This window comes from Cellvibrio sp., assembly GCF_046347455.1.
Taxonomy (GTDB): Bacteria; Pseudomonadota; Gammaproteobacteria; order Pseudomonadales; family Cellvibrionaceae; genus Cellvibrio.
The window spans coordinates 87,055-110,890 of the sequence record NZ_JAXMGC010000002.1; the positions used below are offsets into that span (position 1 = coordinate 87,055).

Below are 23,836 nucleotides of genomic sequence, written 5' to 3' on the forward strand. Positions count from 1 at the left end.
AACAACGTGGCAGCCGGGTAGGAAGCATGGCAGATACAACTAATTTTGATTACCTCAAAGAGCACGATCCCATATTTCATCAATTGGCGGCTGCTGCGGAACGATCATTCATCAGTGACCCCAATACAACGCTCATTAAGTTGCGTCAGTTAGGCGAAGCTATTGCCCAAGATCTAGCCTCTCGTTGCGGTCTTAAGTTTGATGAGCGCACCAGTCAGTTGGATCTACTTCACCAAATCCACCAAGAAATTCGCCTTGAACAAAGCACGCTAGAGTTATTTCATGTATTGCGTGTGGAAGGGAATAAAGCCACTCATCGCTTTAGAACGCAACACAAAGAAGCAATATCAGGATTGATCGTCGCGCGCGAGTTAACGGTGTGGTATCACCGCGCTTTTGGTAAGCAGGGTGCGAGTTTTAAACCTGGGCCATATTTGCCGCCGCAAGATCCATCTAAAGAATTGCGAGATTTACAAGCGCAAATCGAAAACTTAAAAATTGAATTACAAGAAACCAGCCAACAGGTAAATAGCAATTCACAGCTTTCCGATTTAATTCAACGCGAAAAAGAAGAATACGAAGTACTTGCGCACCAAATGGATGTGGAAGCCCGCAAGTTTGAGCAACAAGCCAAGGAAAACGAACAAAAATTAATTGCGCAACAACAAGCATTTGATGAACAACTAAAAAAAATACAAACAGAACTTGCCAAGCAAACAGAAGAAAATAAAAAAATATTGCAACTACAAGTTGCGCAACTTGGCCAGAAAACACAAAAAGCCAGTTCTCAAATAACGCTAAATGAAGAACTCACTCGAATTATTATCGACCAGCATTTAGTGGATGCAGGTTGGGAAGCTGATACACAAGAGCTCACTTACAAAAAAGGCGCTCGCCCAGAGAAAGGCAAAAACAAAGCAATCGCCGAGTGGCCCACAATTGGTAAGCAAGCTGCTGATTATGTGTTGTTTGTCGGATTAACCCCAATTGCAGTGGTAGAAGCAAAACGCGAAAACGAAAATGTTGCCGGCAAAATTCACCAAGCCGAACGTTACTCTCGCGGCTTTAAAGTCATTGAACCCATGCAAGCAGCTTGGGTTGTGCAGGGCAGAACCATCGCTTGGGCCGATGCCGAAGACGGCCACTTCCATATTCCCTTTGTGTATTCCTGCAATGGCCGCCCTTTTGTAAAACAACTGAAAGAGCAATCGGGCACCTGGTTTCGTGATGTACGCGAGCCATCCAATACTGCCGAGCCCAATGAAAAATTTCACTCACCAGAAGGCTTGCTCGATAGATTAAAACGCAGCCGTGAACTTGCAGAACAAAAATTAAAGGCAGAAGGCTTTGATTATTTAAAGCTGCGCGACTATCAACAAAAAGCCATTGCAGCTGTTGAAGCGGCGCTCGCCAATAATCAAAAAAATTGTTTGCTTGCCATGGCGACGGGTACAGGTAAAACGCGCACCATTATTGGTTTAATGTATCGCTTCTTAAAAGCCGAGCGTTTCAAACGAATTTTATTTTTAGTGGATAGAACCTCACTCGGTAATCAAGCTCTGGATTCTTTTAAAGAAGCCCAGTTGGAAGAAAACAAAACTCTTTGGGTTAATTACAATATTGCCGAGTTGGGCGATATGGCTGCTGAGGCCGAAACTCGTGTTCAAGTTGCAACAGTCCAAGCAATGGTTAAACGCTTGTTTGTATCCGATAACCCACAAAACATCGACACTTACGATTGCATTATCGTAGACGAAGCCCACCGTGGTTACACACTCGATCAAGAGATGACAGAAGGGGAGCTTCAGCATCGCGATGCGGCACAGTATTTATCAAGCTATCGCCGTGTGTTGGATTATTTTGATGCAGTAAAAATAGGCCTAACCGCAACACCTGCAAAACATACCACTGAAATTTTTGGCAAACCGGTTTACACCTATTCCTATCGTGAAGCCGTTGCAGATGATTGGCTGATCGACCACGAGCCGCCCATTCGCTATCAAACCTTGCTCAGCAAAAATGGTATCAAATTTGATAAGGGTGAAACCGTAAGTGCTATTAATACGCTGACAGGTGAAATTGAGTCAGCTGAGCTGGATGATGAAATTAATTACGATGTGGAGTCTTTCAATCGCGCAGTAATTACCGAAGGTTTCAACAAAGTTATTTGCGAGCAACTTGCAAAAGAGTTAGATCCCTTCGGCGACGAAAAAACCATGATCTTCTGCGCAACCGATTTGCATGCAGATATGGTCAAACGATTACTCGATGAAGCCTTTAAAGAAATATATAACGGTAGCTACAACGAAGCCGCAGTGCGCAAAATTACCGGCAAAAGCGATAAGGTTGATCAACTCATTCGCAACTACAAAAACGAACGCTACCCCAGCATTGCCATCACCGTAGATTTATTAACAACGGGTATTGATGTTCCAAAAATTTGCCACTTGGTATTTTTGCGCCGCGTAAAATCGCGCATTCTTTACGAACAAATGATTGGTCGCGCCACGCGCCGTTGCGATGAAATTGGTAAAACTGTATTTAAAATTTACGACCCTGTGGATATTTACGCCGCCCTGCAAGACGTAAGTACCATGAAGTCTTTGGTGCGCGATCCCAATATTACCATTGAACAACTTGTTGAAGAATTAAGTGATCCCAACGTATTAGAGGGCAGCTTAAATACGGCAGGCGTACAAGCAGGTACAAGTCATGCAGATGATGTGCTCGCGGAACTCAGCCAAATAGTCATGCGCGTAATGCGTAAGGCCACCAAGCTTGCAGAAAATAAACCGGCACTAAAACAAAAGTTAGATGAGTTGGAAAGCATATGGGGCGTAGCACCTGCAAAGTTACATCAACATTTGCATGAGATGGGGCCTAAACAAGCGGTGCACTTTATTCAGCGAATCGGCGGATTAATTAATCACGTCAATGAAATAAAACTCATTGTTGGCTCAGAACGCATGCCGCTGATTTATGAAGGTGCCGATGAATTTTTAGATCGCCAGCAAAACTTTGGTGTAAACGAAAAGCCCGCCGATTATTTACTCAGCTTTAATGATTTTATAAAAAATAATCTTAACCAATCGGCCGCGCTCGCCGTGGTGATTAACAAACCCAAAGATTTAACCCGCGAGCAATTAAAAGAAATTAAATTGCTGCTCGACAACAACGGCTACACCGAAACCAAGCTCAAAGCCGCGTGGCGCAACAGCACCAACCAAGAAATTGCCGCCAGCATTATCGGCCACATTCGCCAAGCGGCATTGGGCGAGCCGCTTATTCCATTCGAACAACGTGTACACAACGCCCTGCAAAAAATTCTCGCCTCCCACGCGTGGCTGCCGCCCCAGCGTAAATGCCTTGAGCGTTTAGGTAAACAGTTAGTGCATGAAGTCATTATTGACCACAACTTCGTCAATACTGCCTTTGCGCAAGAGGGCGGCGCCAAACGGGTAGATAGGCTGCTGGATAACCAGTTAGATGAAGTGCTAAACACCTTGGCCGATGGGCTTTGGGGGTAGTAAATCCCTCCTCAGCCCTCCCTTTTTCACGACTGCATGGATGCAGGGGGTAGTAACCCACTTTGAAAAGGGGGTCGCCAAAGGCGGGGGGATTTGCTTTTCAAAGGGAGGGTTGGAGAGAGATTTATACACAAAACCCCGTTTTCTATACATGAAGGTAGCGATATGTATATTTTTTTAAGTTTTCTATACATGTAGCTGATGATATGTATAGATTTTTGCGGTTTTCTATACATAATGGCTCCCATATACATAAAGAAAAGCCATTTTTATGCATGGCGCCCAACCTAAGAGCTTGATAAATGACCAGCTTCCCCCTGCGCGATTTACCTTTTGCCGATATAGACCAAATCGAGACTCGCGCGGTGCTTAAAAAAGTAGCCGAGGCAAACCGCTACCTTGCTGAGTTAAAGGGTGTCGGCAGTACTATTCCTAACGAAGCAATTTTAATCAGCACCTTGTCGCTACAAGAGGCCAAACATAGCTCGGCGATTGAAAATATCGTCACCACCCACGATGAAATGTACAAAGCAGAGCTATTTAACGACATGCCCATAAACCCTGCCGCCAAAGAGGTTCAAGATTACGCTCTTGCATTGCGTGAAGGTTTTGTCGCTGTGCGTTCTACAGGCCTAATTCGTTTGGCCGACATTTTATTTGTTCAGCAAACCTTAGAAAAAAATAACGCCGGTTTTCGTAAATTGCCCGGCACAGAATTAAAAAATGCAGTAACGGGGCAAGTAGTTTACACACCACCACAACACCCAGCCGATATTGAACGCCTAATGCAAAACCTCGTGAATTATATAAACGATAATGCAATGTGCGATGCAGATCCCTTGGTAAAAATGGCCTTGATTCATCATCAATTCGAAAGCATCCATCCCTTTTACGATGGCAATGGCCGCACGGGGCGCATCATCAATATGCTTTACCTTGTCTCTCAAGGTCTATTAGATTTACCTATTCTTTATCTCAGCCGTTACTTAATTAACACCAAATCTGAATACTATCGCCAGCTACAAGCCGTGCGCGAAACCAACAACTGGGAAGCATGGGTGCTTTACATGTTAGAAGGCGTAGTTCAAACAGCGCAAGAAACCATTGAGTTAGTCAAAGCCATTAAAATGCTTATGCAAGACTATAAAAATACGCTGCGTGAAAAATTACCCAAAATTTATAGCCAAGAATTATTAAATAACTTGTTTAGTCACCCCTACACAAAAATAGAATTTGTGATGAATGATTTACAAGTAAGCCGTTTAACCGCAACCAAATATTTAGATCAGCTAGTGGCCATTGGGCTCATTAAAAAAGAAAAAATTGGCCGAGCCAATTACTACATTAACCAACCCTTATTCACGCTATTTACCGCGTAAATCCCTCCCCAGCCCTCCCTTTTTCTAAGGGAGGGAGTAGTAACCCACTTTGAACGACTGCATGGATGCAGGAGGTAGAGCAACGCAGGAGCAGTTGCCGAAAAGGGGGTCGCCAAAGGCGGGGGGATTTGTCCCCCCTTTGAAACGGGGCGCGCAGCCAGGGGGCTAGGGGGATTTGTTCCCCCTTTGAAAAAGGGGGCTAGGGGGATTTGCTTTTAGCGTTTAAACAGAATCACAACAGCGAGCAATAACATGACCAACAACGATATAGTCCAAAAACTCTGGAACCTCTGCGACGTACTGCGCGACGACGGCATTAACTACAGCGACTACGTAACCGAATTAGTTTTATTGCTATTTATTAAAATGGAATTTGAAAACACCGAAGCGGGTTTGCTCAACAAACACAAATTGCCCGAAGGCTGCCGTTGGGGCGATTTAAATGCAAAGTCTGGTTTAAATTTATTAAACGACTACAAACGCATTTTACTCACGCTCTCAACGGGAAAAGATTTAGAAGGCAACCCCGTTGTTACAGACCCATTAATTTTAGCGATATATAACGATGCCCAAACCCGCCTGCGCGAGCCGCGCCATTTAGAGCAACTCATAAAAACGCTCGATGGCATCGACTGGTTCAGCGCACAAAAAGATGGCCTTGGCGATTTATACGAAGGCTTATTAGAAAAAAACGCTAACGAAACCAAGTCGGGCGCAGGGCAATATTTTACCCCGCGCGCACTTATCGATAGCATCGTCCGCTGCATAAAACCCCAAGCGGGCGAAACCATACAAGACCCAGCCGCAGGCACCGCAGGCTTTTTAATTGCTGCTGATCAATATATTCGGAATGAAACCGACAACTTAATGCTCCTTTCGCAAAAAGATCGAGAGTTTCAATGGCACCAAGCATATGTTGGTATCGAACTAGTACCCAGCACCCGCCGCCTTGCGTTAATGAATTGTCTCTTGCATGGCATGGAAGGCGATGACGAAGGTGTAGTGCATTTAGGCAACGCACTGGGCGATGTCGGCAAAAGTTTAGATAAGGTGGATGTAGTACTCGCCAACCCACCTTTCGGCACCGCAAAGGGCGGCGAAGCCTCCATTACGCGCGACGATTTAACCTACAAAACCAGCAACAAACAGCTTGCGTTTTTACAACACATTTACCGCACCCTAAAACCCGGTGGCCGCGCTGCCGTGGTATTGCCAGACAATGTATTATTTGAAGCAGGCCAAGGCACCGACATTCGCCGCGACCTAATGGACAAATGCAACCTGCACACCATTTTGCGTTTACCCACCGGCATTTTTTACGCGGCGGGTGTAAAAACCAACGTATTATTTTTCACCAAAGGCACAACCCAAAACCCCAAACAAGAAGAAGGCTGTACCAAAAATGTATGGGTTTATGACCTACGCACCAACATGCCCAGCTTCGGCAAGCGTACCCCTTTTGGTGAACAACATTTAAAACCTTTTGAAGCCGCCGCTTTTCCCCCCTCTCCCCTTGGGGGAGAGGGCTGGGGTGAGGGGAAAAGGATAGAAGGCGAATGGTCTTTCACTGAAGAAACCACAGAAAAAACGCTAGAAAATTCCCGCTGGCGCATGTTCACCCGCGATTACATCCGCGATACCAAAGGCGACTCGCTGGATATTTCATGGTTAAAAGATAATGACTCGGTAGATGCCGCGAGTTTGCCCGAGCCAGATGTATTGGCTGCAGAGGCGATGAGTGAATTAACGGAAGCCTTGAGAGAGTTAGATGGTTTGCTTGCGGCCTTGGGTGCGGGGGATCAAGCTAAGGTGCAGAAGGATTTGTTGGCAGAGGTGTTGGGGTTGGGGGATAAGGTGTGACAAATTTTTCGGGAAAAAATTTGGACAACGCTGAAAGCGTTGGTCGTAAGACCGAGCATCAGGATGATGCGAGTCAGCGAGTTGGGTTGCCGGAAGGGTGGATTGAAACATCTCTCGATAGTATTTCGAGTGATGTTAGCTATGGTTACACCGCTAAATCTACAACTGAGAAAGTTGGCCCACATTTACTTCGAATTACCGATATTCAAGATAATCAAGTTGATTGGAAAGCTGTGCCTTTTTGTGAGATAGAAAAGGGAAAAACTGATCAGTATCTATTGAAAGCAGACGATTTGGTTTTTGCGAGAACTGGTGCAACTGTTGGAAAGAGTTTTTTAATCAAAGGCAATATTCCTGAGTCAGTATTTGCTTCGTATTTAATTCGAGTAAGAAGCGTCAAGCAAATAGGCATTAAATACTTGGCTCATTTCTTTAACAGTGCATCTTACTGGAATCAAATTACTGAATTCAGTTCTGGTATTGGTCAGCCGAATGTTAATGGAACAAAACTAAAAGAGTTAAATCTTCCGCTCGCCCCCCTCGCCGAACAAAAACAAATCGCCCAAAAACTCGATGAACTACTCGCGCAGGTAGACACCCTAAAAACCCGCCTCGACGCCATCCCCAACATCCTAAAACGCTTCCGCCAATCGGTGCTAGCGGCTGCGGTTAGTGGGAGGTTGACGGAGGAGTGGAGACGGCCACGAAAGATTAAGTTGACTGTTGAAGAATATGAGTGCGCAATCTCAGTTGATAAATTTAAAGTTAAATTTACTTCTGACAATCCAGTTGTTGAAACTGAAAATGACTGGTTGAAGCTTGCTTTAGGGCAGCTATTAACAGTTAGTTCTGGTGATGGTTTAACATCGAAGGAGATGCAGAAAGGAAATATTCCTGTTTACGGTGGTAATGGAATTAACGGCTATCACAATAAAGCAAATTTTACTGAGCAAAAAGTCGTTATAGGTAGGGTCGGCTTTTATTGTGGTTCTGTCCATTTTACGCAAGAGCGATCATGGGTTACTGATAATGCATTGGTTGTAAACTTCCCCAAATCCTTGGTCGATATAAAGTTTATTTATAACTTATTGCGCGCTACAAACTTACGTGAGGATTCAGCTTCAACAGCTCAACCGGTAATAAGTGGTTCGAAAATCTATCCAATAGAGTTGATGTTGCCACCACTTGAAGAACAAACCGAAATCGTCCGCCGAGTAGAACAACTTTTCACCTACGCCGACCAAATCGAACAACGCGTAAAAGACGCCCAAGCCCGCGTAAACCACCTAACCCAAAGCATCCTAGCCAAAGCCTTCCGCGGCGAACTCACCGCCGACTGGCGCGCGCAGAATCCAGAATTAATTTCTGGCGAAAATTCTGCAGCGGCGTTGTTGGAGAGGATTAAGGCGGAGCGGGAGGTGGTGGGTAAGGCGAAAAAGAAAAAGGCGTAGAGCAAATCCCCCTAACCCCCTGGCTACGCGCCCCGTTTCAAAGGGGGAACGACTCCCCCTTGTAGCAGAGTGAGATGCGGCTCCCTCCCTTTCGGCAACTGCTCCTGCGTTGCTCTGCCTCCTGCATCCATGCAGTCGTGAAAAAGGGAGGGTTGGGGAGGGATTTATACCCACTTTGAAAAAGGGGGTCGCCGCAGGCGGGGGGATTTGCTTTTAGGCATTTGCAGTTGAGGTATTTGCTTTTAACATTACAAGGAGAATGTATGTTGCCTTACAAGCCCACACTTAAACCTTTTGCGCGTAAGTTGCGCAGCAATATGACTAACGCAGAAATAATTTTATGGTCACGGTTGCGGCGTAAACAAATAATGGGCGTTCAGTTTTACAGACAAAAACCCATAGCCGGTTACGTAGCGGATTTTTATTGCGCGTCTTGCTCCTTAGTTATTGAGCTTGATGGTGACAGTCATTATCAAGATGATGCACAAGAGTACGATCGCGTTCGTGACGAATTGATGCGTTCAATGGGGTTAAGTATTTTGCGTTTTACAAATCAAGATGTTGAACAAAATCTTGATGCAGTGTTACTGAAAATAATTGAGAACTTAAAATCCCCCTAGGCTTTCGCTAACCCGCCCTACAAAATAAGGATAATTAAATGAAAATCATCGTTGACGATTTAAATGGTGAGGAAATCTTTAATTTACTCAATGAGCATTTAAAGGATATGTATGCTGTTTCTCCCGCTGAAAGTGTTCATGCATTAGATATTGATGAACTCAAACATCCGAACATTACCTTTTGGTCTATTTGGGAAAATGAAAAGCTCGCAGGCTGCGGTGCGATTAAAGAGCTTTCAAACACAGAGGCTGAAATAAAATCCATGCGGACATCTGCTGAATTTCGTCGCAGGGGCGTGGCCTCAACAATGTTAAGTCACATTGTGGGTGAAGCGAGCAAACGCAATTACCAAACTCTCTATTTAGAAACTGGCCCAGTGGATTACTTTCGCCCGGCGGTAGAGCTCTATAAGCGTTTTGGTTTTGAAGAATGCGGGCCTTTTGCGGATTATGAGCTTGATCCTTTTAGTTTGTTTATGAAGAAAGATCTTCAGTAAGTTTGTTATATCTCATCTTAAAGCTAGCCACTTTTGCACGAGTGTCGTTTTTATGAAAATTTCCTCCCGCGATCTTTATAAAAAAAATGAATGAGCACTTGTCTGCGGAACTTAAAAACCGTGGTTACCAACGTGCTAAAGGCGGTGTGTTAGGTTGGTACAAACCATGTGGAAATAATTACATTGTATTTTGGTTTCAGTGCGACAAATGGGGTTGGGATGAAGGCTGGGGCTCAAGCTTCACCATTGAGTTTCAAATTTCCTTATCTAAAGAAATTGCCGCAGGCAGCTTCACCGAAAGAGAAAGAATGACTCGCATGCTCGGCGACCATGACCTCGAATTAATGCGGCAACGAAATGACGCGGTCATTAAATCTACCGATGGTTTCAAAGAGAATTCTTTAAAAACCATGGAAATGGACGGGCTTATTATTCCAATCAGTGGAAAAATGGTTTCTACAGAACCTTATCAACGCAACTGTGATTACTGGTTTAATTATTATACTTACGACGATGTGGGGTTTTGGTCAAAGTTCTTTATAGAGCGTGTTGATCTATGTGAAGCAAAAATAATGCAGCTCAAGGGAGCTGGTCATTGAGTGTTCTAATCAAAAACCTTGAATCAAAGGCCCACCCCAAAAACTTGCGCAAAAGGATGAATTAATTTAACGCTTTAATTATTGCCCCACGCGCAAATTTACTTGAACTTGGTAATGCAACTTTTCATTCTCTGATCGCGTTTCCAATATTTCTACTGTGTCTACCACGGGATCTTTTTCTAATGCTTGGATAGTGCTGTTTGCTTGAGCGCTATTGCTACTCGTGAAGCCGATAAGTATCGAAGCCCGTGTGCAAGCCCCGTCTTTTATCGTACTTCGGTTAAGTGAAAATCGTTCGATTGTTAGTCCGCTATGAATCAAGTTCTGGTTTAAATTGAGTATGCCATTTTCGGATAAATGGCATTCATTTGCATCGTGAACAGGTTTTGTTATGGTCGGTAAATCCGCTTCAGTCCATGTCGTTGTAAAGTTTGCATCTGAGGCTTTTTTAATTTTATCCCATTGGTCGTTAATGCGAATTAATCGAGTGCCTGCGCCGCCAGCCGCCCAAAATGTCCAACCAGGTTTTTGTTGGTAGCTAATGGTGCGAATTAACAAATTACCGTATTTGTCCCGCGCTAACCAAACATCGTCCTGTTTAATAAAAGATTGTTCGCTTTTGGTATCTGTTGCGCTTGTTTCTATCTCCTGAATTTTTACCCATCCTTTGCTGCATCCATAAACGTGAAATTGCCCCTGCTGCTCGTAAGCTGAACCATATTGCAGAACATCAGCAAGATTTTTAGCGGAGTAAGTCTTGCTTAGCCGCACAGCATTTTCACGCCAGTGAAAATACTTTTCCGGGTCGCTATTCTTTAGCTCTTGTGCTTTGCTAATAAAATGATTTCTATCCATGCGTAGCGAGTAGTTATAGGCCTGATCTGCGACTAATGAGCTGATAATAAAGTAGCTATAATCTTTTCCATTTGTAGGCTCCTTGAGTAGTCTATTATGTTCCTGAGCCGAGCTGAGGCGATAAGTATCTATCAGATTAGGGCAGCCCAGTCGCATAGGGTCTTGTTCAGCTGGTTCGACAGCTTCAAAACCTGAAGGCGGCGCCTGTTCAAAGCAACCGGATATGCATAAACTCATCGCTAACAATAAATACATATTCAAATGGGCGCGATTCATGGAGTGTCCTGAGTGATGAAAAACGTGATGCTATTCTAGCCTATGGGCTTTGCGTTTGTTGCCGCGCTTAATGATGGCTTTCTACAATGGGAGCCGGGCCACATAATTTAGCTGAGGGAATAAGTTGATGACTTGCTGAAGCTAATAGTGATTAATTGCTTTTTAATAATGATGATAAAGAGAGACTTCTATGAACAAATGGCTAACCACAACTACTGCAGTTTGCTTAATGGCATTTGCTTCTCTTGCTGTTAACGCGGCAGAAAAAAATACCAAGGCCGCACCTGAGCAAAAAACAGAAAAGCCGGCGAATGACCCGTCTTATTTTTTCCCGCCAAAAATGCAGAGCTTTAAATTATACGGCGATGCTGCAGTTCCAAATTCAAAACCTGCGCCTGATGAAGAAACCGGTGCCGATAAAGGCTGGATTCAAAAAGTTTCTCAGCCGCAAATTCAGGTTTACTTGCCTGCAAAAGTAAAAACGACTGGCGCGAGCGTGGTGATATTTCCGGGTGGGGCTTATTGGGGATTAACCTTTGATTACGAAGGTGTGCAGCAAGCAACTTATTTTGTAGACCACGGCATTGCGGCCTTTGTTGTTAAATACCGTATTCCAAACGATGCGTGGATGGTGGATAAATCTGTCGGCCCAATTCAAGATGCGCAACAGGCAATGAAGTTTGCGCGTCAACACGCAAGCGAGTGGGGTTTGGATCCAAATCGCATGGGCGCAGTGGGTTTCTCTGCGGGCGGTCACCTTGCATCAACCTTGGCAACGCATTTCGATAAGCTGCAAATAGAAAATCCTGACAATGTTAATTTGCGCCCAGATTTTCTTGTGCTTGTGTATCCTGTTATCAGCATGGATTCAAAAGTGACGCATTTAGATTCGCGCAAAGCCTTGCTGGGCGAAAAGCCAACTGCTGAGCGCATTAATTACTTCTCCAACGAATTACAAGTCACCGCAAATACTCCACCTACTTTGTTGCTTCATGCTGTGGATGACAAATTGGTGGATGTAAAAAATTCCATTTTATTTTTGGAAGCGCTTAAAAAAGAAAAAGTTCCGGTAGAGGCGCGATTCTTTGAAAAAGGCGACCACGGTTTCTTTTTGCTCCCGCGCGACCGTTGGCAATCGCCCATTATGGAATGGCTTACCACAAACGGTTGGCTGAATCTGAAGAAGAGCTAACTTTTACGTGCGAGCGGGTCATTGATCCGCTCGCAGGCGCAATTCCTTTTCAATTGTTTCTTTCCCGCTCTATTGCTTGAACGCGGCTTTACCCTTAGGCTCTGCAAATCCATATTTGAATAAGATTAGAGATTTGATATGAGCCCTGTTCACCTAAAAGCAAAATCCATTTTTGGATTGACCGCTCGCACCAATAACGCCGCGGAAATGAATCCGAGTACGGGCAAGATTGGCCCCTTGGTTCATAAATTCGATAGTCAGGTTGAAGTGAATTATCGCGAAGGGGCCAGAGTTTATAGCGTTTATTACAACTACGAATCTGACGTGACGGGTGATTACTCAGTGCTTGTCGGCGCTGATGCAGTTGCATCTTCCTCCGTAGAATTAAGCGAAATAAAAATACAGGAAGGTGATTACCTTGTGTTCTCGGGCAGCGGGCAGGTTCCGCAAATGGTTATCGAGACTTGGCAGAAAATATGGAGCTACTTTGCCAGCCCTGGTTGCCCCCATACCAGAGCCTATGAAACTGATTTTGAGTTTTACAAAAGCCAAAACCATATCGAGATCTATATTGGCGTAAAACAATAACTGTCTGGCGAGCATCTTCTCGCGCACTTAATTAATCCTGTAGAGGCATTTATGAAAATTACTGTAGAAACTGTTGTAAACGCACCCATTGAAACTGTATGGAATGCTTACAATTCTCCCGAACATATCGTGAAGTGGAATGCCGCATCTGACGATTGGCATACAACCGCATCAACTGTTGATTTGCGAGTGGGTGGAAATTTTTCATCACGCATGGAGGCAAAAGACGGAAGCTTTGGTTTTGATTTTGCTGGGACTTACACCAAGGTTGAAGAAAATAAGCTGATTGAATACGCCTTTGGTGACCGTACCGCCCAAGTAGAATTTTCTGCAGCGCCAGATGGCGTTAAGGTGCGCGTATCCTTTGACAGCGAAGAAACTCATTCCATTGAGCAGCAAGAGCAAGGCTGGCAGGCGATTCTTAATAACTTTAAACGTCATGTTGAACATCTGGGCTGAATAGTTAACCGATTTATTTATTCGCCACAAATCTTAGCCACAGGTATCCCGCCAAGCCCGCGCAAAGCGACGCCAGTAATACTGCAATTTTGGATGCTGTAATTTCGTGGGCATTGCCGGTGAAGGCTAAGTTGGTGATGAAAATCGACATGGTAAAACCGATCCCCCCTAACATTCCAGCACCAAAAATATGCCTCCAGTTTAATCCTGATGGCAACTTACAAATGCCTATAGCAACTGCGATAAAACTCAGCAGTGTAATCCCAATTGGTTTGCCGATTATCAGCCCGCCCATAATCCCCAAGCTGTTATTGTGTGTTAGTTCTTGCGCCCAATTTGCACCAATCACTATTCCTGTGTTTGCCAGTGCAAAAATCGGCAGAATAATAAAGGCAACCGGTTTGTGAAGCAGGTGTTCGAGTCGATGGGATGGAGATTCTTCATCGTCATCTTTGCTCGAGAACGGAATGGCGAGAGCGAGCAGAACACCGGCAATGGTGGCGTGAATTCCGGATTGCAGCATGCAGAACCAGAGCAATGCTCCACCGATTAAATAAGGGAAAAGTTTTTTGATGCGGAAAATTCGATTGAAAACCAATAGCGCTAGAAAAACCAGCGCGGCACCCATGAGGTAAATTAACGAAAGTTTGGCTGTATAGAAAACAGCGATCACTATAATGGCTGCGAGATCATCCATAACGGCGAGTGCCGCTAAAAAAATCTTGAGTGTGGAGGGAACGCGATTTCCTAAAAGCGCCAAGGCTCCCAGTGCAAAGGCTATATCGGTTGCCATTGGAATGCCAATACCGTTTTGCGTTGGGGTGCCTGCGTTAAACGAAAAATGAATAGCAGCTGGAACACAAACGCCGCCAGCCGCCGCAATGATCGGCAAAAGTGCATTTTTTATATTGGAAAGCTCGCCAATATAAAGTTCGCGTTTAAGCTCAAGGCCAATCAATAAAAAGAAAATTGCCATTAACCCATCGTTAATCCAATGCTCAACACTCAAGCCGCCAAGATAGGCGTGAAAAAAATTCAAGTAACCCGTGCCCAGCGCAGAATTTGCGATTAGCAATGAAACAATCGTGCAAGCAATGAGCATAATTCCGCTGGCTTTTTCTGATTCAAAAAATTGTGTGAAAGTTTTCGACAATGTATTTGTTTGAAGGGACATGTTAATCCACGCTGCAGTGTTTTTTTGGGCTATTCATTGGAAATTGGGTATCCCAAGGTGCAATTGATCTATTGGCTGTTGCCATGCAAGGTCAGGCTCGAGATACAAAGCCGGAGGTATCGAGTCAGTATAGTGGTTTGCGCTTAATGTTTCTATTCGGGTTGAGGTGTGCTAACGAACAGACCTTTGCATCGCCTTTAGCGGATGCTCGTTCGGACTTGTGACTTGTTTTCGTTTAATGCGAAACAAATTGTAAGTTCAAGCGCTTAAAAATATGAGGAGGAAACACACATGAAAATGAAGAAACGGTTAAATATTTTAGTTTGTGCTTTGCTGGCCGCGTCTGCTGCTCAGGTTGCTGTTGCAGATGAACCGCGCTGGTATTTGGGTGCCAATGTTGGCGAAACTGAAAGCGATCTCGATGTGGAGCGTCAAGCGCGCGACCTGACCGATGTTGGTGCGAATCATACGCTTATTAATTTGGACGACACCGATCGCGGCTTTAAGTTGTACGGTGGTTATGAATTTAATCGATGGTTCGCTGTGGAAGCGGGGATTTTTGATTTAGGTGATTTTGTTTACAACACCGCTGTTGCTACACCAGATGGATCGTTTAACGGCTTGCTGAAACTGCGCGGTATTAATGTGGATTTAGTGGCTTCTGTGCCTTTTACCGAAAGACTGTCGGGTTTTGCCAAGGTGGGTGTGAATTATGCTGAAGCAAGAAATTCATTTGGCAGCACCGGTGCGGTAACGCTTGCGCGAGCGAGCGAAAAAGAGCGCGATTTAAATGGCAAAATCGGTGCCGGTTTGCAATACGCGTTTAACGATAATTGGGCGCTGCGCGTTGAGGCAGAAAGATATCGCTTTAATGATGGCGTGAGCCAAATGGCCGACGCCAATATGTACTCGGTCGGTGTTGTTTACAAGTTTGGTGCAGCACCTGCACCAGCACCGGTTGTGGTTGCCCCTGCGCCAGTGCCTGCTCCCGTTGTTGAGCCACCGCCGCCACCTGCCCCCAAGTTTGAAAAATTCACTATGTCAGCCACGGAGCTTTTTTCGTTTGATAGTGATGCCGTGAATATGCCACAGCCGAAACTACAAGAGCTTGCCACTGCAATAAAAGGCCCCGGTGCTCCAGAGCGAATTGTCATTACAGGTTATACAGATCGCTTGGGTTCCGAGCAGTACAATCAAAAATTATCTGAACGCAGAGCCCAAGCTGTTAAAAATTATATTGTTGAGCAAGGCGTTACTGCCGATCGCTTGGTTGCTGAAGGCAAGGGTGAGGCAGATCCTATTGTGCAATGTAACGACAAAAACAAAGCCGATCTTATTAAATGCCTCGCGCCTAATCGTCGCGTTGAAATTGATGAGGTAAAAATTGTGCGTCAAGTTGCACCTTAAATTTGCAGATGTTTATGTTTAAAAATGGGCGCCATGTGCGCTCATTTTTTTGCGGTTTAATCAACAAAGCGAAGTGCATATTTGCCCGGATACTTGAAAGGAAAATTTTCGGGAGAGCGCTGTGTGGGCAAGCTAACGGAAGAGCTATATGCCATGCGCTAGGCTGATGAACTTTGCGTGATTGGTTCAGCTCGATATGAGGATTTACTTGAATGCTGTGCCCCGAGATTTTTCCCAACGAAGCGGAACGTTTAAAAGCCTTAAGCGAATATGGGCTTGATAGTGAACATTTGCTCAACAGCCTTGATCCCGTGGTTCGCATTGCAGCGCGTATGTTTGGTGTGCCCATAGCTGCGGTAAATATGATTGGCGACGATCACGTTTTTTTTGCAGCGAGCCATGGGGTGCAAAAAGTCGACATGCGGCGCGATGTCTCTTTTTGCGCGCATGCCATTAACCAGCAGAGCGTTATGTGTGTACCTGATGCACGAGCCGATGTGCGATTTCACGATAATCCGCTTGTCATTGGAAATCCCCATATTCGGTTTTACGCGGGCGTACCGCTGCGCTCGCCAGACGGATTAGCCTTAGGTGTTTTGTGTATTTTGGATGAAAAACTTCACCCCGATTTTGCGAAAGAAGATTGCGAGCGTTTACTCGAGCTCGCAAAAATGGCTTCTGATCGCCTCGAATTGCGGCGCATAGATATTTCGTCCCAACGCACACGCCCGGCGTTTGATGTTTATGCCGGCGGATCGCAAATCCCCGTTATTTGGTTTGATGGAACTTTGCAGATCGTGGAGTGGAATAGCGCGGCGGCGGCAACCTACGGTTATCCGTCAGAGGATAAAAATCGATTAAGTTTCGATAGGTTATTGGCTGAATCTGAGCGCGCGCGTTTTAGTGCAATCATCACGCAAGCTATAGCAACCAACTCATTGGAAAACATCGAGCTGCCTTCACGTAGTGTCGGTCAGCGTAAGGACGGCAGCTTGTTTCAATTTGGCTTTGCGCTATTTGGTTGGATAGACACTGGTGGTATGAAATTTGAAGTGGTGCTGAAAGATTTATCGCAGCAAAAGCTGGCGGAAGATGAGTTGCGTCGACAGGCCAATCAAGATGCGCTGACGGGGCTTGCAAATCGCGCGAGATTTTATCGCTGTGTAGAAGAATCCATCGTGGAAGGGCAGGCGCTTGCGGTGCTGGTGATTGATCTGGATGCGTTTAAGGATACCAATGACACACTCGGACACACCTTCGGTGATGCAATCCTGAAAGAGGTGGCGAAACGCTTGCAAGAGAGTGTGCGGAGCTTTGATCTGGCGGCGCGTATGGGCGGGGATGAATTTGCGGTATTGCTTAGGGATGTCGGCGATCCGCAGTTTGCCTTAAGTCAGGCTAGTGCGCTCATCGATGCCATAGGTCGGCCTATTGATATTGAGGGGCAACAGTTGCGTGTGGCGGCCAGCTGCGGTTTAGCGCTGGCGCCCGCTCAGGCGCAAGAGCCGTTGGAATTGGTTGGTAACGCCGACCTCGCGCTGTTTAAGGCAAAAAGCTTGGGGCGCGGCCGCATAGCCTTGTTCTCTCCTGAGCTACGCGCGAATGCTCTTACGCGTCGTCGCAATGGGCTTGAGTTGCACAGGGCTGTCGATCAAGGCGAGTTTCTGTTGTTTTATCAGCCCCAGGTTAACTTGCGTACGGGGGCTATCACCGGGGCAGAGGCGCTGATTCGCTGGCATCACCCCGAGCGCGGTTTGCTAGCGCCCGCTGCGTTTTTGTCATCGCTTGAAGGTGGGACGCTTGCTGCGACTGTAGGCTCGTGGGCGCTCGATCAGGCGTGTGCCCAAGCGTCGTACTGGCGGCGCAAAGGCGCCACAGATTTTCGTATAGGCGTTAATTTGTTTGGGGCGCAATTTCGCGTGGGCGACTTGGCCGGTGAGGTCATAGCGCTTTTACAGCGCCACGGTTTGCCGCCTGCCGCGCTCGAACTCGAGATTACCGAAAACATCGTATTGGACAACGATAGCATTGTGCTTGAGGTTGTCGATCGCCTGCGCAAGCTAGGTGTTGGTGTCGCTTTTGACGATTTTGGTACGGGTTACGCCTCCCTGAGTCTGTTAAAAACCTACCCGCTTACGCGCATCAAAATCGATCAATCCTTTGTGCGTGGCATATTGGAATCCCGGCGGGATGCTTCAGTCATACGCGCTATTCTGGATATGGCGCGCGGCTTTGAGCTCGAAACCATCGCAGAAGGCATAGAGGCTGAAGATGTTAAGAATTACCTGAAACGCGAGCGTTGTGACGAAGGACAGGGGTATTTGTTTGGAGCGGCCATGCCCGCCCATGAATTTGAGGCGCTGCTCGGGTTAGATGTTGCGGTGGAGCCCCAGCGGTCGCAGGGGTGAGCGATTGCTCAACGGGAACGCAGAGATTGCACAAAGCTTACACATTCCAAGCTTGATCCGCAGTTGTCATATAATATAACTTGTTGCCGTCTCACAGGCAGCGCAGCTGCTTGGCGTGGCCATATTCCAACAATAAATCAGGTTCTGGACTCTCCGTTCATTTCGCAGAATTAACCTAAACAACGATAAAAACCCAACCGGAGATTTACTATGCAGCGGCAAATTAAACACTTAACAACTCTTGTGGCGGCAGGCTGTATTTGGCTTGGCGGTGCTGTGGCTTGGGCGCAAGACGGCAAAATGTACCCGATGGACGCACCTAAAGAGCCAAACGCTATTCCGCTCAATACCGGGGGCGTTGCCAACCAGCCTGCGAAGGAATCCTGGTTCCGTCAATGGGGCGACCCAATGGCGCGCAACATTTCCAAGGCAACCCTTACTCCTTTCTTAGCGGACCCCAAAAAAGCTAATGGCACCAGCGTGATCGTTGCGCCGGGTGGTGGCTTTATGTGGTTGTCTATGGGTAATGAAGGTTGGGAAGTCGCCGAAGCGCTCGCTGCCCGTGGTATTAACGCCTTCGTATTAAAGTATCGCCTGCAACCCACGGTAGATTCGTTGGAAGCTTTTGAAGTGCAAATGAGCCAGCGTACGCCAGCTCCAGCAAATGCCGCTACAGCTACTCCGCCACCAAAACCAAGTAACGATTTCACCAATCAACTCCAAGACGTCGAAGCTGCCTATGAGATGATTAAAGCGCGCGCCAAAGAGTGGAATGTAAACACCGATAAAATCGGCATGATGGGCTTCTCTGCCGGTGCACGTTTAACTCTGCAAACCGTGCTTAAATCGCAGAAAGCCAAGCTGGCGTTTATCTCCCCGATTTACGGCAGTTTAGACGCGGTAGACGTCCCCAAAAATGCGCCGCCGATGTTCTTTGTTATAGCTTCGGACGATTTTCGTTTTCAGGGTGATACCGCACTTATCAAATCTTGGTACGACGCAAAAATTCCGGTTGAATTTCATCTCTACCAAAATGGTGGTCATGGGTTCGGTTTAGGCAACCCCAATCGCACCAGTAATAAATGGTTTGATTCCTATATGTACTGGCTAGAAATAAATGGATTTGTGAACGCCAAATAAAGTTTTTTTAAAACCCTTGCTTTGAAAATAAAAAAGCCCGCATCAAACAATGCGGGCTTTTTCTTGCAAATTTTTCACGCTCATTATGAGAGCGGAAAGCAATGGCGCGTTACTTATTTCGCTTTTAAACCTTTACCGGTCGCAGCCCAATAAATACCGCCGTACACGTGCTCAAGGAATAATGGATCAGAATAATCTGCTGCGACGTGGCCAAGTGCTGTGTAGAACGAGCGGCCGCCATCGTATTCGTGGTACCAGGCAATGGGGTGGAATTTGCCCATGCCTTTACCTTGCTTCACTTTCCAATCGGTTACTGGGTCATAAGTTTTTTCATCAACAGCCAAAATGTAATTCAAGCCTTTGATATTTTCTGGGCCAAACTCATACCATTCTTCCGTCCACAACAAACGATCTGGCATGCGTTCCAAGCCTGGGAATTTGCGGTCGGTAACTTGTAATTCCGCCGTTTGAATAACCGGGTGAATATGGAAGCTGCGACCAACCAATTTGGTATACCACTCCCATTGATATTCAGTATCAGACGCACTGTGAATGCCCACAAAGCCTTTGCCAGATTTGATAAAGCGCTCCATAGCGGCTTTTTGTTCTGGGTTCAGAATGTCGCCCGTTGTAGAAAGGAAAACAATGGCCTGAAACTTCTCTAAATTTTTGTCATTGAATACCGCGGGGTCTTCTTGCCAATCCACTTTAAAAAAGTGTTTGTCAGCCAATTGGCGCATGGCGGCAACACCTTCCAGTTGCGATTGGTGGTGGAAACCTTGGGTCATGGTAAAGAGTAGAACATTGAATTGTTCCGCGTAGCTGCTAAGGCTCACACCGAGCAGGCAAATGCAAAGAGAGACTTTTGATAAGGCGCGTTTCAACATAATCAACCTCGTTATTGGTATGTGGTAAATGAAAGCCGCGAATAGACTATAGCAGTCGCGACTAGTGTGAGGATAATTTTTGTAAAGCTAAACCTAATGTTGCGGCTTTCGATTTGACGGGATAGTTATTTTGTAAAGGCGCTAATTAATGCAAAAAAAGAGAATGTGTTTCTCTAAAGGCGGCATATATCAACCTGGTGTTTGAATTTAGACTTTATTCATGGCGCTCCAGGGATATCTTTCTCTGGTCGGTACACCGTGATAACAACGAATAATTCAAATGAGGTCGATACAAATGAAATTTTTACAACGGAGCTTTATCAGTAGCATTGCTGCATTTGTGTGTGGATGTTCAAGCATGCCTAAGTCAGTAGAACAGTGGCGTACAGGTTTACAATATCAAAAAGTAGGTGGCGAAACTATGGCCTACAGATGCTACGGAGATAAAACAAAACCTGTGGTTGTGTTACTGCACGGGTTGCCCACTTCAAGTTATCTTTATCGCAGGATTGCGCCCAAAATAGCAGAGCAGGGCTTTTACGTAATTACCCCCGATTTTATTGGATTTGGCGCTAGTACAAAGCCAGTAGATGATGCCGCTTATAATATGGATTTACAGGCAAAGCGTTTAAGCCAACTACTATTAAATTTAAATATTCAGCATTACAGTGTGGTTGCTCATGATATGGGCGGATTAGTAGGCTTCGAGCTTTTAATAAGTCATTCAGATCAAATTCAATCGTTTTTTGTTTTAAATACTACGGCGTATGTCGACGGTTTCACCCCTCCGCCTGAAATGAGCATGATAGCGGGAAGTATGGGAGGCGTCATGACATCGATGATGTCAAATCCTGTGACGGGAGAGCTTCTGACTGCAAAATTTATCAAAGACAATATGGGGCATCCGGAGCGCTTAACTAAAGAAGCCAAAGAAAATTATTGGTGGCCCATGCATGAAGGTGCTACTAAACCTATGCGCGCTACCGCTAAAAACTTTAGTAGCATCATGGCGCGTTACCCTGTTTATCAGGCAGCATTAACTGCCTATCGGGGGCCAAGTCGTATTTTGTGGGGAGCAAAAGATAAAGTGCTCAATTTTGAAAAGCTTAGTGCGCAATTTTCGCGTGATTTGAAACTGACTTCTGCTAAGGTTCAGCGTATTGATGATGCAGGTCATTTTTTGCAGGAAGATTATCCGGATTTAGTTGCATCAAATATTTTATACTTATTGGGCGATATTTAGAGAGAACACAGAGTACCTATTTAAATAAATCTGCAGATCCCATTTTGGCAACTACCTTTATTAACGCATCTTCAATAAGCCGTAGACGGGGGTCGTCCTTTTTTTCTTTTGCTTTTACGCACCAAACTGAAATAAAGGGCAGGGTGTAGTCGGGTAGTACTCGCACTAGTTTCCCCTCTTCGGCTTTCTTTTTCACTTCCGCAATAGGAAGGGCTCCAACTCCTAACCCCGCGTACACCGCAGCTGCTCGTGTTCGTACATCATTTGACTGAAAACGAGATTGAGGTGTGATTTGAGTTATATCGCCATTTTTGTGTCTCAAGCTTAGGCGAAAATCTAATTTCTTTTGCCACGGCAATATGTAGTTGTAGTGCGTAAGCTGCTCGGGTGTGGTGATGCTGGTTGAAGCTGCCAGATATTTGGGCGCGGCACATAAACAGAAAACCACCTCACCAATTTTTTTTGCAACTAGCAGAGAGTCGGGAAGTTCTCCTATAAGCAATGCTAAATCTATCCCTTCACCAACAATATCGCGTGGAGTATCTGAAACGATTAATTGAATTTCTAACGATGAATGTTCTGTTAATAAGTGGGTAATTGCGTCCAGTAGGCCAAATTCTACAGTAGTAGTTCGCACGGCTATTCGAATGGTTCCGCAAATGTCGGTTTGTGTTTTCGATAGTTCTTGTGCTAGAGAATCAAAGTGTTGTAATAGCTCTATTGAACGATTAAACAACAGATCCCCTTCAGATGTTAATGATATCTTTCGAGTGGTTCGATTTAATAATTTGACGCCAAGTTGATTTTCCAGCGCCGCAACTTTTCTACTGACTATATTGGTGGGTATGCGCAATATCTCAGATGCGGCACTAAACCCCTTTGATAACACAACCTGATTAAAAATTCTGATCTCTTCAAGATTATTAAAGCCCATTGGATCCCCCTTAACGGCTTAGAAATTCCTTTGTCCCAAATTGCATCCAAAAATGAGAAAGTCTTTCCCATTGGGTGCGATATATCCATCTTACACACATCTATACAATAGTTTTTCTTATTTATACTCAAGGGATAACATCTATGTCAGCAAATAACTCCATTATTCTAGTTATGCTTGTATCTATTAAATCAGGGCAAGAATCGGTGTTTGCCGATTTCGCAAAACAGAACGCACCTTTATTACAACAATATCAAATTCAACCGGTTAAAAGTATTGCGGTAAAAATGAAAGGCCAAATTGTGGGGCAAAATGAAATTCCGCAGCCGGATTTTATTACCCTTTTTAGCATATCGTCTATGGAGCAATTTATGGCTTATATGGCGGATTTTCGCTATGCAAAAATTAGTGCGCTGCGCGCTCAATCCACAACCAGTGTTATAGGGTATTTTACGTACGAGCAAAATATTCCAGCGCAATTTATATCTGAGTCACCTGCCGCCGATCGCCTATACATGGTTGGCCTGGCTAATTTTAAAAATCAGGATGCTGAAGGTTTGGAAAAGTTTAATAAAGCCGCAATTGAAAATGGCTTATTTAGTAAGCATGGTATGCATATCGAATATCAATTAGTACCTTTTAAAGTGGCGACTGTGGTGGGAGATACAACAGCGGTTATTCCGGAAAGAATACAAGTCTTCTTTATTGATAAGGCGGAAAGTTTTAGGGAGTATGTATCGGATCCCGTATATAAAAATCTATCGCCCTTACGGGATAACACGCTGACTAAATATGATTTTTTCGCAGGAGGGATTAAACCGTAATAGAGAGTGGCGCCCGCTCCCTATTACAGTTGGTGACTTTTACTCAGTGACAACCAAATCGCCAGAAATAGAAACGCCTGATTTCAACATGCCAGAATCGCATGCATAAATTTCTTTGCTAGAAACAGCCTTTCCTTTAGCGTTGGATTTAATATTGATAACCGCTGTTGCACCTTCTTTTTTTGCTGCTTCACGGAATTCTTTTAGGGCCACAACGAGTGCCGAATGGCAGGCAGAAATTTGTGACTTTAATGAAGCGTTAATTTCGCGGTCAAAGGTGTAGGTACCAATGGTTTTGGTGACTGTGCCGGTAGGTGCAGCATCGCCAAAATAAAATTTAACGTCGTCGGGTAAACCTAATTTTGCGTCGTCTGAATTGAGCGCATCTTGAATGGAAATGTTTTTTAATTCGCGCGCTTCAGCTTGGAAAGCGAAAGCACACAGGGTTGTCATCAGAACAATAAATACCTTTTTCATAAGCACCTCATGGTTAAGTATCAAAAATAAATCCGGCTT

At 45.1% G+C, this 23,836-nt stretch carries 20 protein-coding genes; 15 read left to right on the top strand and 5 right to left on the bottom strand.

What is annotated here, in order from left to right; translation table 11 throughout:
- Window positions 1-26: 26 nt before the first annotated feature.
- The 7 genes from hsdR (at window position 27) to U1F02_RS04375 (ending at window position 9,933) form a co-directional block, all read left to right on the top strand.
- On the top strand, window positions 27-3,527 hold the full coding sequence (hsdR, locus tag U1F02_RS04345; RefSeq protein ID WP_409989137.1) for a type I restriction-modification system endonuclease: 3,501 nt from the start codon (window positions 27-29) through the stop codon (window positions 3,525-3,527).
- A gap of 302 nt (window positions 3,528-3,829) precedes the next feature.
- Window positions 3,830-4,906 (top strand): Fic family protein, encoded by a 1,077-nt coding sequence (locus tag U1F02_RS04350; protein ID WP_409989138.1) that lies wholly within the window; start codon window positions 3,830-3,832, stop codon window positions 4,904-4,906.
- 252 nt (window positions 4,907-5,158) lie between these two features.
- A complete protein-coding gene (locus tag U1F02_RS04355) occupies window positions 5,159-6,766 on the top strand; it encodes an N-6 DNA methylase (RefSeq protein WP_409989139.1) in 1,608 nt (535 codons plus the stop codon).
- On the top strand, window positions 6,763-8,217 hold the full coding sequence (locus tag U1F02_RS04360) for a restriction endonuclease subunit S (RefSeq protein WP_409989140.1): 1,455 nt from the start codon (window positions 6,763-6,765) through the stop codon (window positions 8,215-8,217). Before U1F02_RS04355 ends, U1F02_RS04360 begins: the two co-directional genes overlap by 4 nt.
- A gap of 263 nt (window positions 8,218-8,480) precedes the next feature.
- Window positions 8,481-8,837, top strand: a complete 357-nt coding sequence (locus U1F02_RS04365) for an endonuclease domain-containing protein (RefSeq protein ID WP_409989141.1) — start codon at window positions 8,481-8,483, stop codon at window positions 8,835-8,837.
- A gap of 38 nt (window positions 8,838-8,875) precedes the next feature.
- A complete protein-coding gene (locus tag U1F02_RS04370) occupies window positions 8,876-9,334 on the top strand; it encodes a GNAT family N-acetyltransferase (RefSeq protein ID WP_409989142.1) in 459 nt (152 codons plus the stop codon).
- 98 nt (window positions 9,335-9,432) lie between these two features.
- The gene (locus U1F02_RS04375) at window positions 9,433-9,933 is read left to right on the top strand and encodes a hypothetical protein (RefSeq protein ID WP_409989143.1); all 501 of its coding nucleotides are present in this window, start codon (window positions 9,433-9,435) and stop codon (window positions 9,931-9,933) included.
- A gap of 78 nt (window positions 9,934-10,011) precedes the next feature.
- Here the strand turns inward: U1F02_RS04375 and U1F02_RS04380 are convergent, their stop codons facing one another.
- Complete coding sequence (locus U1F02_RS04380; protein ID WP_409989144.1) at window positions 10,012-11,064, bottom strand: hypothetical protein; 1,053 nt, start codon at window positions 11,062-11,064, stop codon at window positions 10,012-10,014.
- Between the two features lie 190 nt (window positions 11,065-11,254).
- Here U1F02_RS04380 and U1F02_RS04385 point away from each other — a divergent pair, with 190 nt between their 5' ends.
- The 3 genes from U1F02_RS04385 to U1F02_RS04395 all read left to right on the top strand — a co-directional run bounded on the left by U1F02_RS04385 (window position 11,255) and on the right by U1F02_RS04395 (window position 13,303).
- Complete coding sequence (locus U1F02_RS04385) at window positions 11,255-12,256, top strand: alpha/beta hydrolase (RefSeq protein ID WP_409989145.1); 1,002 nt, start codon at window positions 11,255-11,257, stop codon at window positions 12,254-12,256.
- Window positions 12,257-12,394: 138 nt separating this feature from the next.
- On the top strand, window positions 12,395-12,844 hold the full coding sequence (locus U1F02_RS04390) for a GyrI-like domain-containing protein (protein WP_409989146.1): 450 nt from the start codon (window positions 12,395-12,397) through the stop codon (window positions 12,842-12,844).
- Window positions 12,845-12,895: 51 nt separating this feature from the next.
- Window positions 12,896-13,303 (top strand): SRPBCC family protein, encoded by a 408-nt coding sequence (locus U1F02_RS04395; RefSeq protein WP_409989147.1) that lies wholly within the window; start codon window positions 12,896-12,898, stop codon window positions 13,301-13,303.
- Between the two features lie 13 nt (window positions 13,304-13,316).
- On the opposite strand, the gene nhaA is transcribed toward U1F02_RS04395, so the two are convergent.
- Window positions 13,317-14,477 carry a Na+/H+ antiporter NhaA gene (nhaA, locus tag U1F02_RS04400; RefSeq protein WP_409989148.1) on the bottom strand — a complete coding sequence of 387 codons (1,161 nt, stop codon included), beginning with the start codon at window positions 14,475-14,477 and terminating at the stop codon, window positions 13,317-13,319.
- 291 nt (window positions 14,478-14,768) lie between these two features.
- Here nhaA and U1F02_RS04405 point away from each other — a divergent pair, with 291 nt between their 5' ends.
- From U1F02_RS04405 to U1F02_RS04415, 3 genes are all read left to right on the top strand, one after another.
- Entirely contained in the window at window positions 14,769-15,884 is a 1,116-nt protein-coding gene (locus tag U1F02_RS04405; protein WP_409989149.1) for an outer membrane beta-barrel protein, read from the top strand.
- Between the two features lie 212 nt (window positions 15,885-16,096).
- Window positions 16,097-18,292 carry a putative bifunctional diguanylate cyclase/phosphodiesterase gene (locus U1F02_RS04410; RefSeq protein WP_409989150.1) on the top strand — a complete coding sequence of 732 codons (2,196 nt, stop codon included), beginning with the start codon at window positions 16,097-16,099 and terminating at the stop codon, window positions 18,290-18,292.
- Between the two features lie 210 nt (window positions 18,293-18,502).
- Window positions 18,503-19,432 carry an alpha/beta hydrolase gene (locus U1F02_RS04415; protein WP_409989151.1) on the top strand — a complete coding sequence of 310 codons (930 nt, stop codon included), beginning with the start codon at window positions 18,503-18,505 and terminating at the stop codon, window positions 19,430-19,432.
- 113 nt (window positions 19,433-19,545) lie between these two features.
- On the opposite strand, the gene U1F02_RS04420 is transcribed toward U1F02_RS04415, so the two are convergent.
- Window positions 19,546-20,319, bottom strand: coding sequence for a ThuA domain-containing protein (locus tag U1F02_RS04420; RefSeq protein WP_409989152.1), 774 nt, complete (start codon window positions 20,317-20,319; stop codon window positions 19,546-19,548).
- Window positions 20,320-20,614: 295 nt separating this feature from the next.
- On the opposite strand from U1F02_RS04420, the gene U1F02_RS04425 reads away from it, so the two are divergent.
- Window positions 20,615-21,562, top strand: a complete 948-nt coding sequence (locus tag U1F02_RS04425) for an alpha/beta fold hydrolase (protein WP_409989153.1) — start codon at window positions 20,615-20,617, stop codon at window positions 21,560-21,562.
- A gap of 16 nt (window positions 21,563-21,578) precedes the next feature.
- On the opposite strand, the gene U1F02_RS04430 is transcribed toward U1F02_RS04425, so the two are convergent.
- Complete coding sequence (locus U1F02_RS04430; RefSeq protein ID WP_409989154.1) at window positions 21,579-22,496, bottom strand: LysR family transcriptional regulator; 918 nt, start codon at window positions 22,494-22,496, stop codon at window positions 21,579-21,581.
- Window positions 22,497-22,639: 143 nt separating this feature from the next.
- Here U1F02_RS04430 and U1F02_RS04435 point away from each other — a divergent pair, with 143 nt between their 5' ends.
- A complete protein-coding gene (locus U1F02_RS04435) occupies window positions 22,640-23,320 on the top strand; it encodes a hypothetical protein (RefSeq protein WP_409989155.1) in 681 nt (226 codons plus the stop codon).
- A gap of 39 nt (window positions 23,321-23,359) precedes the next feature.
- On the opposite strand, the gene U1F02_RS04440 is transcribed toward U1F02_RS04435, so the two are convergent.
- Entirely contained in the window at window positions 23,360-23,797 is a 438-nt protein-coding gene (locus tag U1F02_RS04440) for a hypothetical protein (protein WP_409989156.1), read from the bottom strand.
- Between the last annotated feature and the right edge of the window lie 39 nt (window positions 23,798-23,836).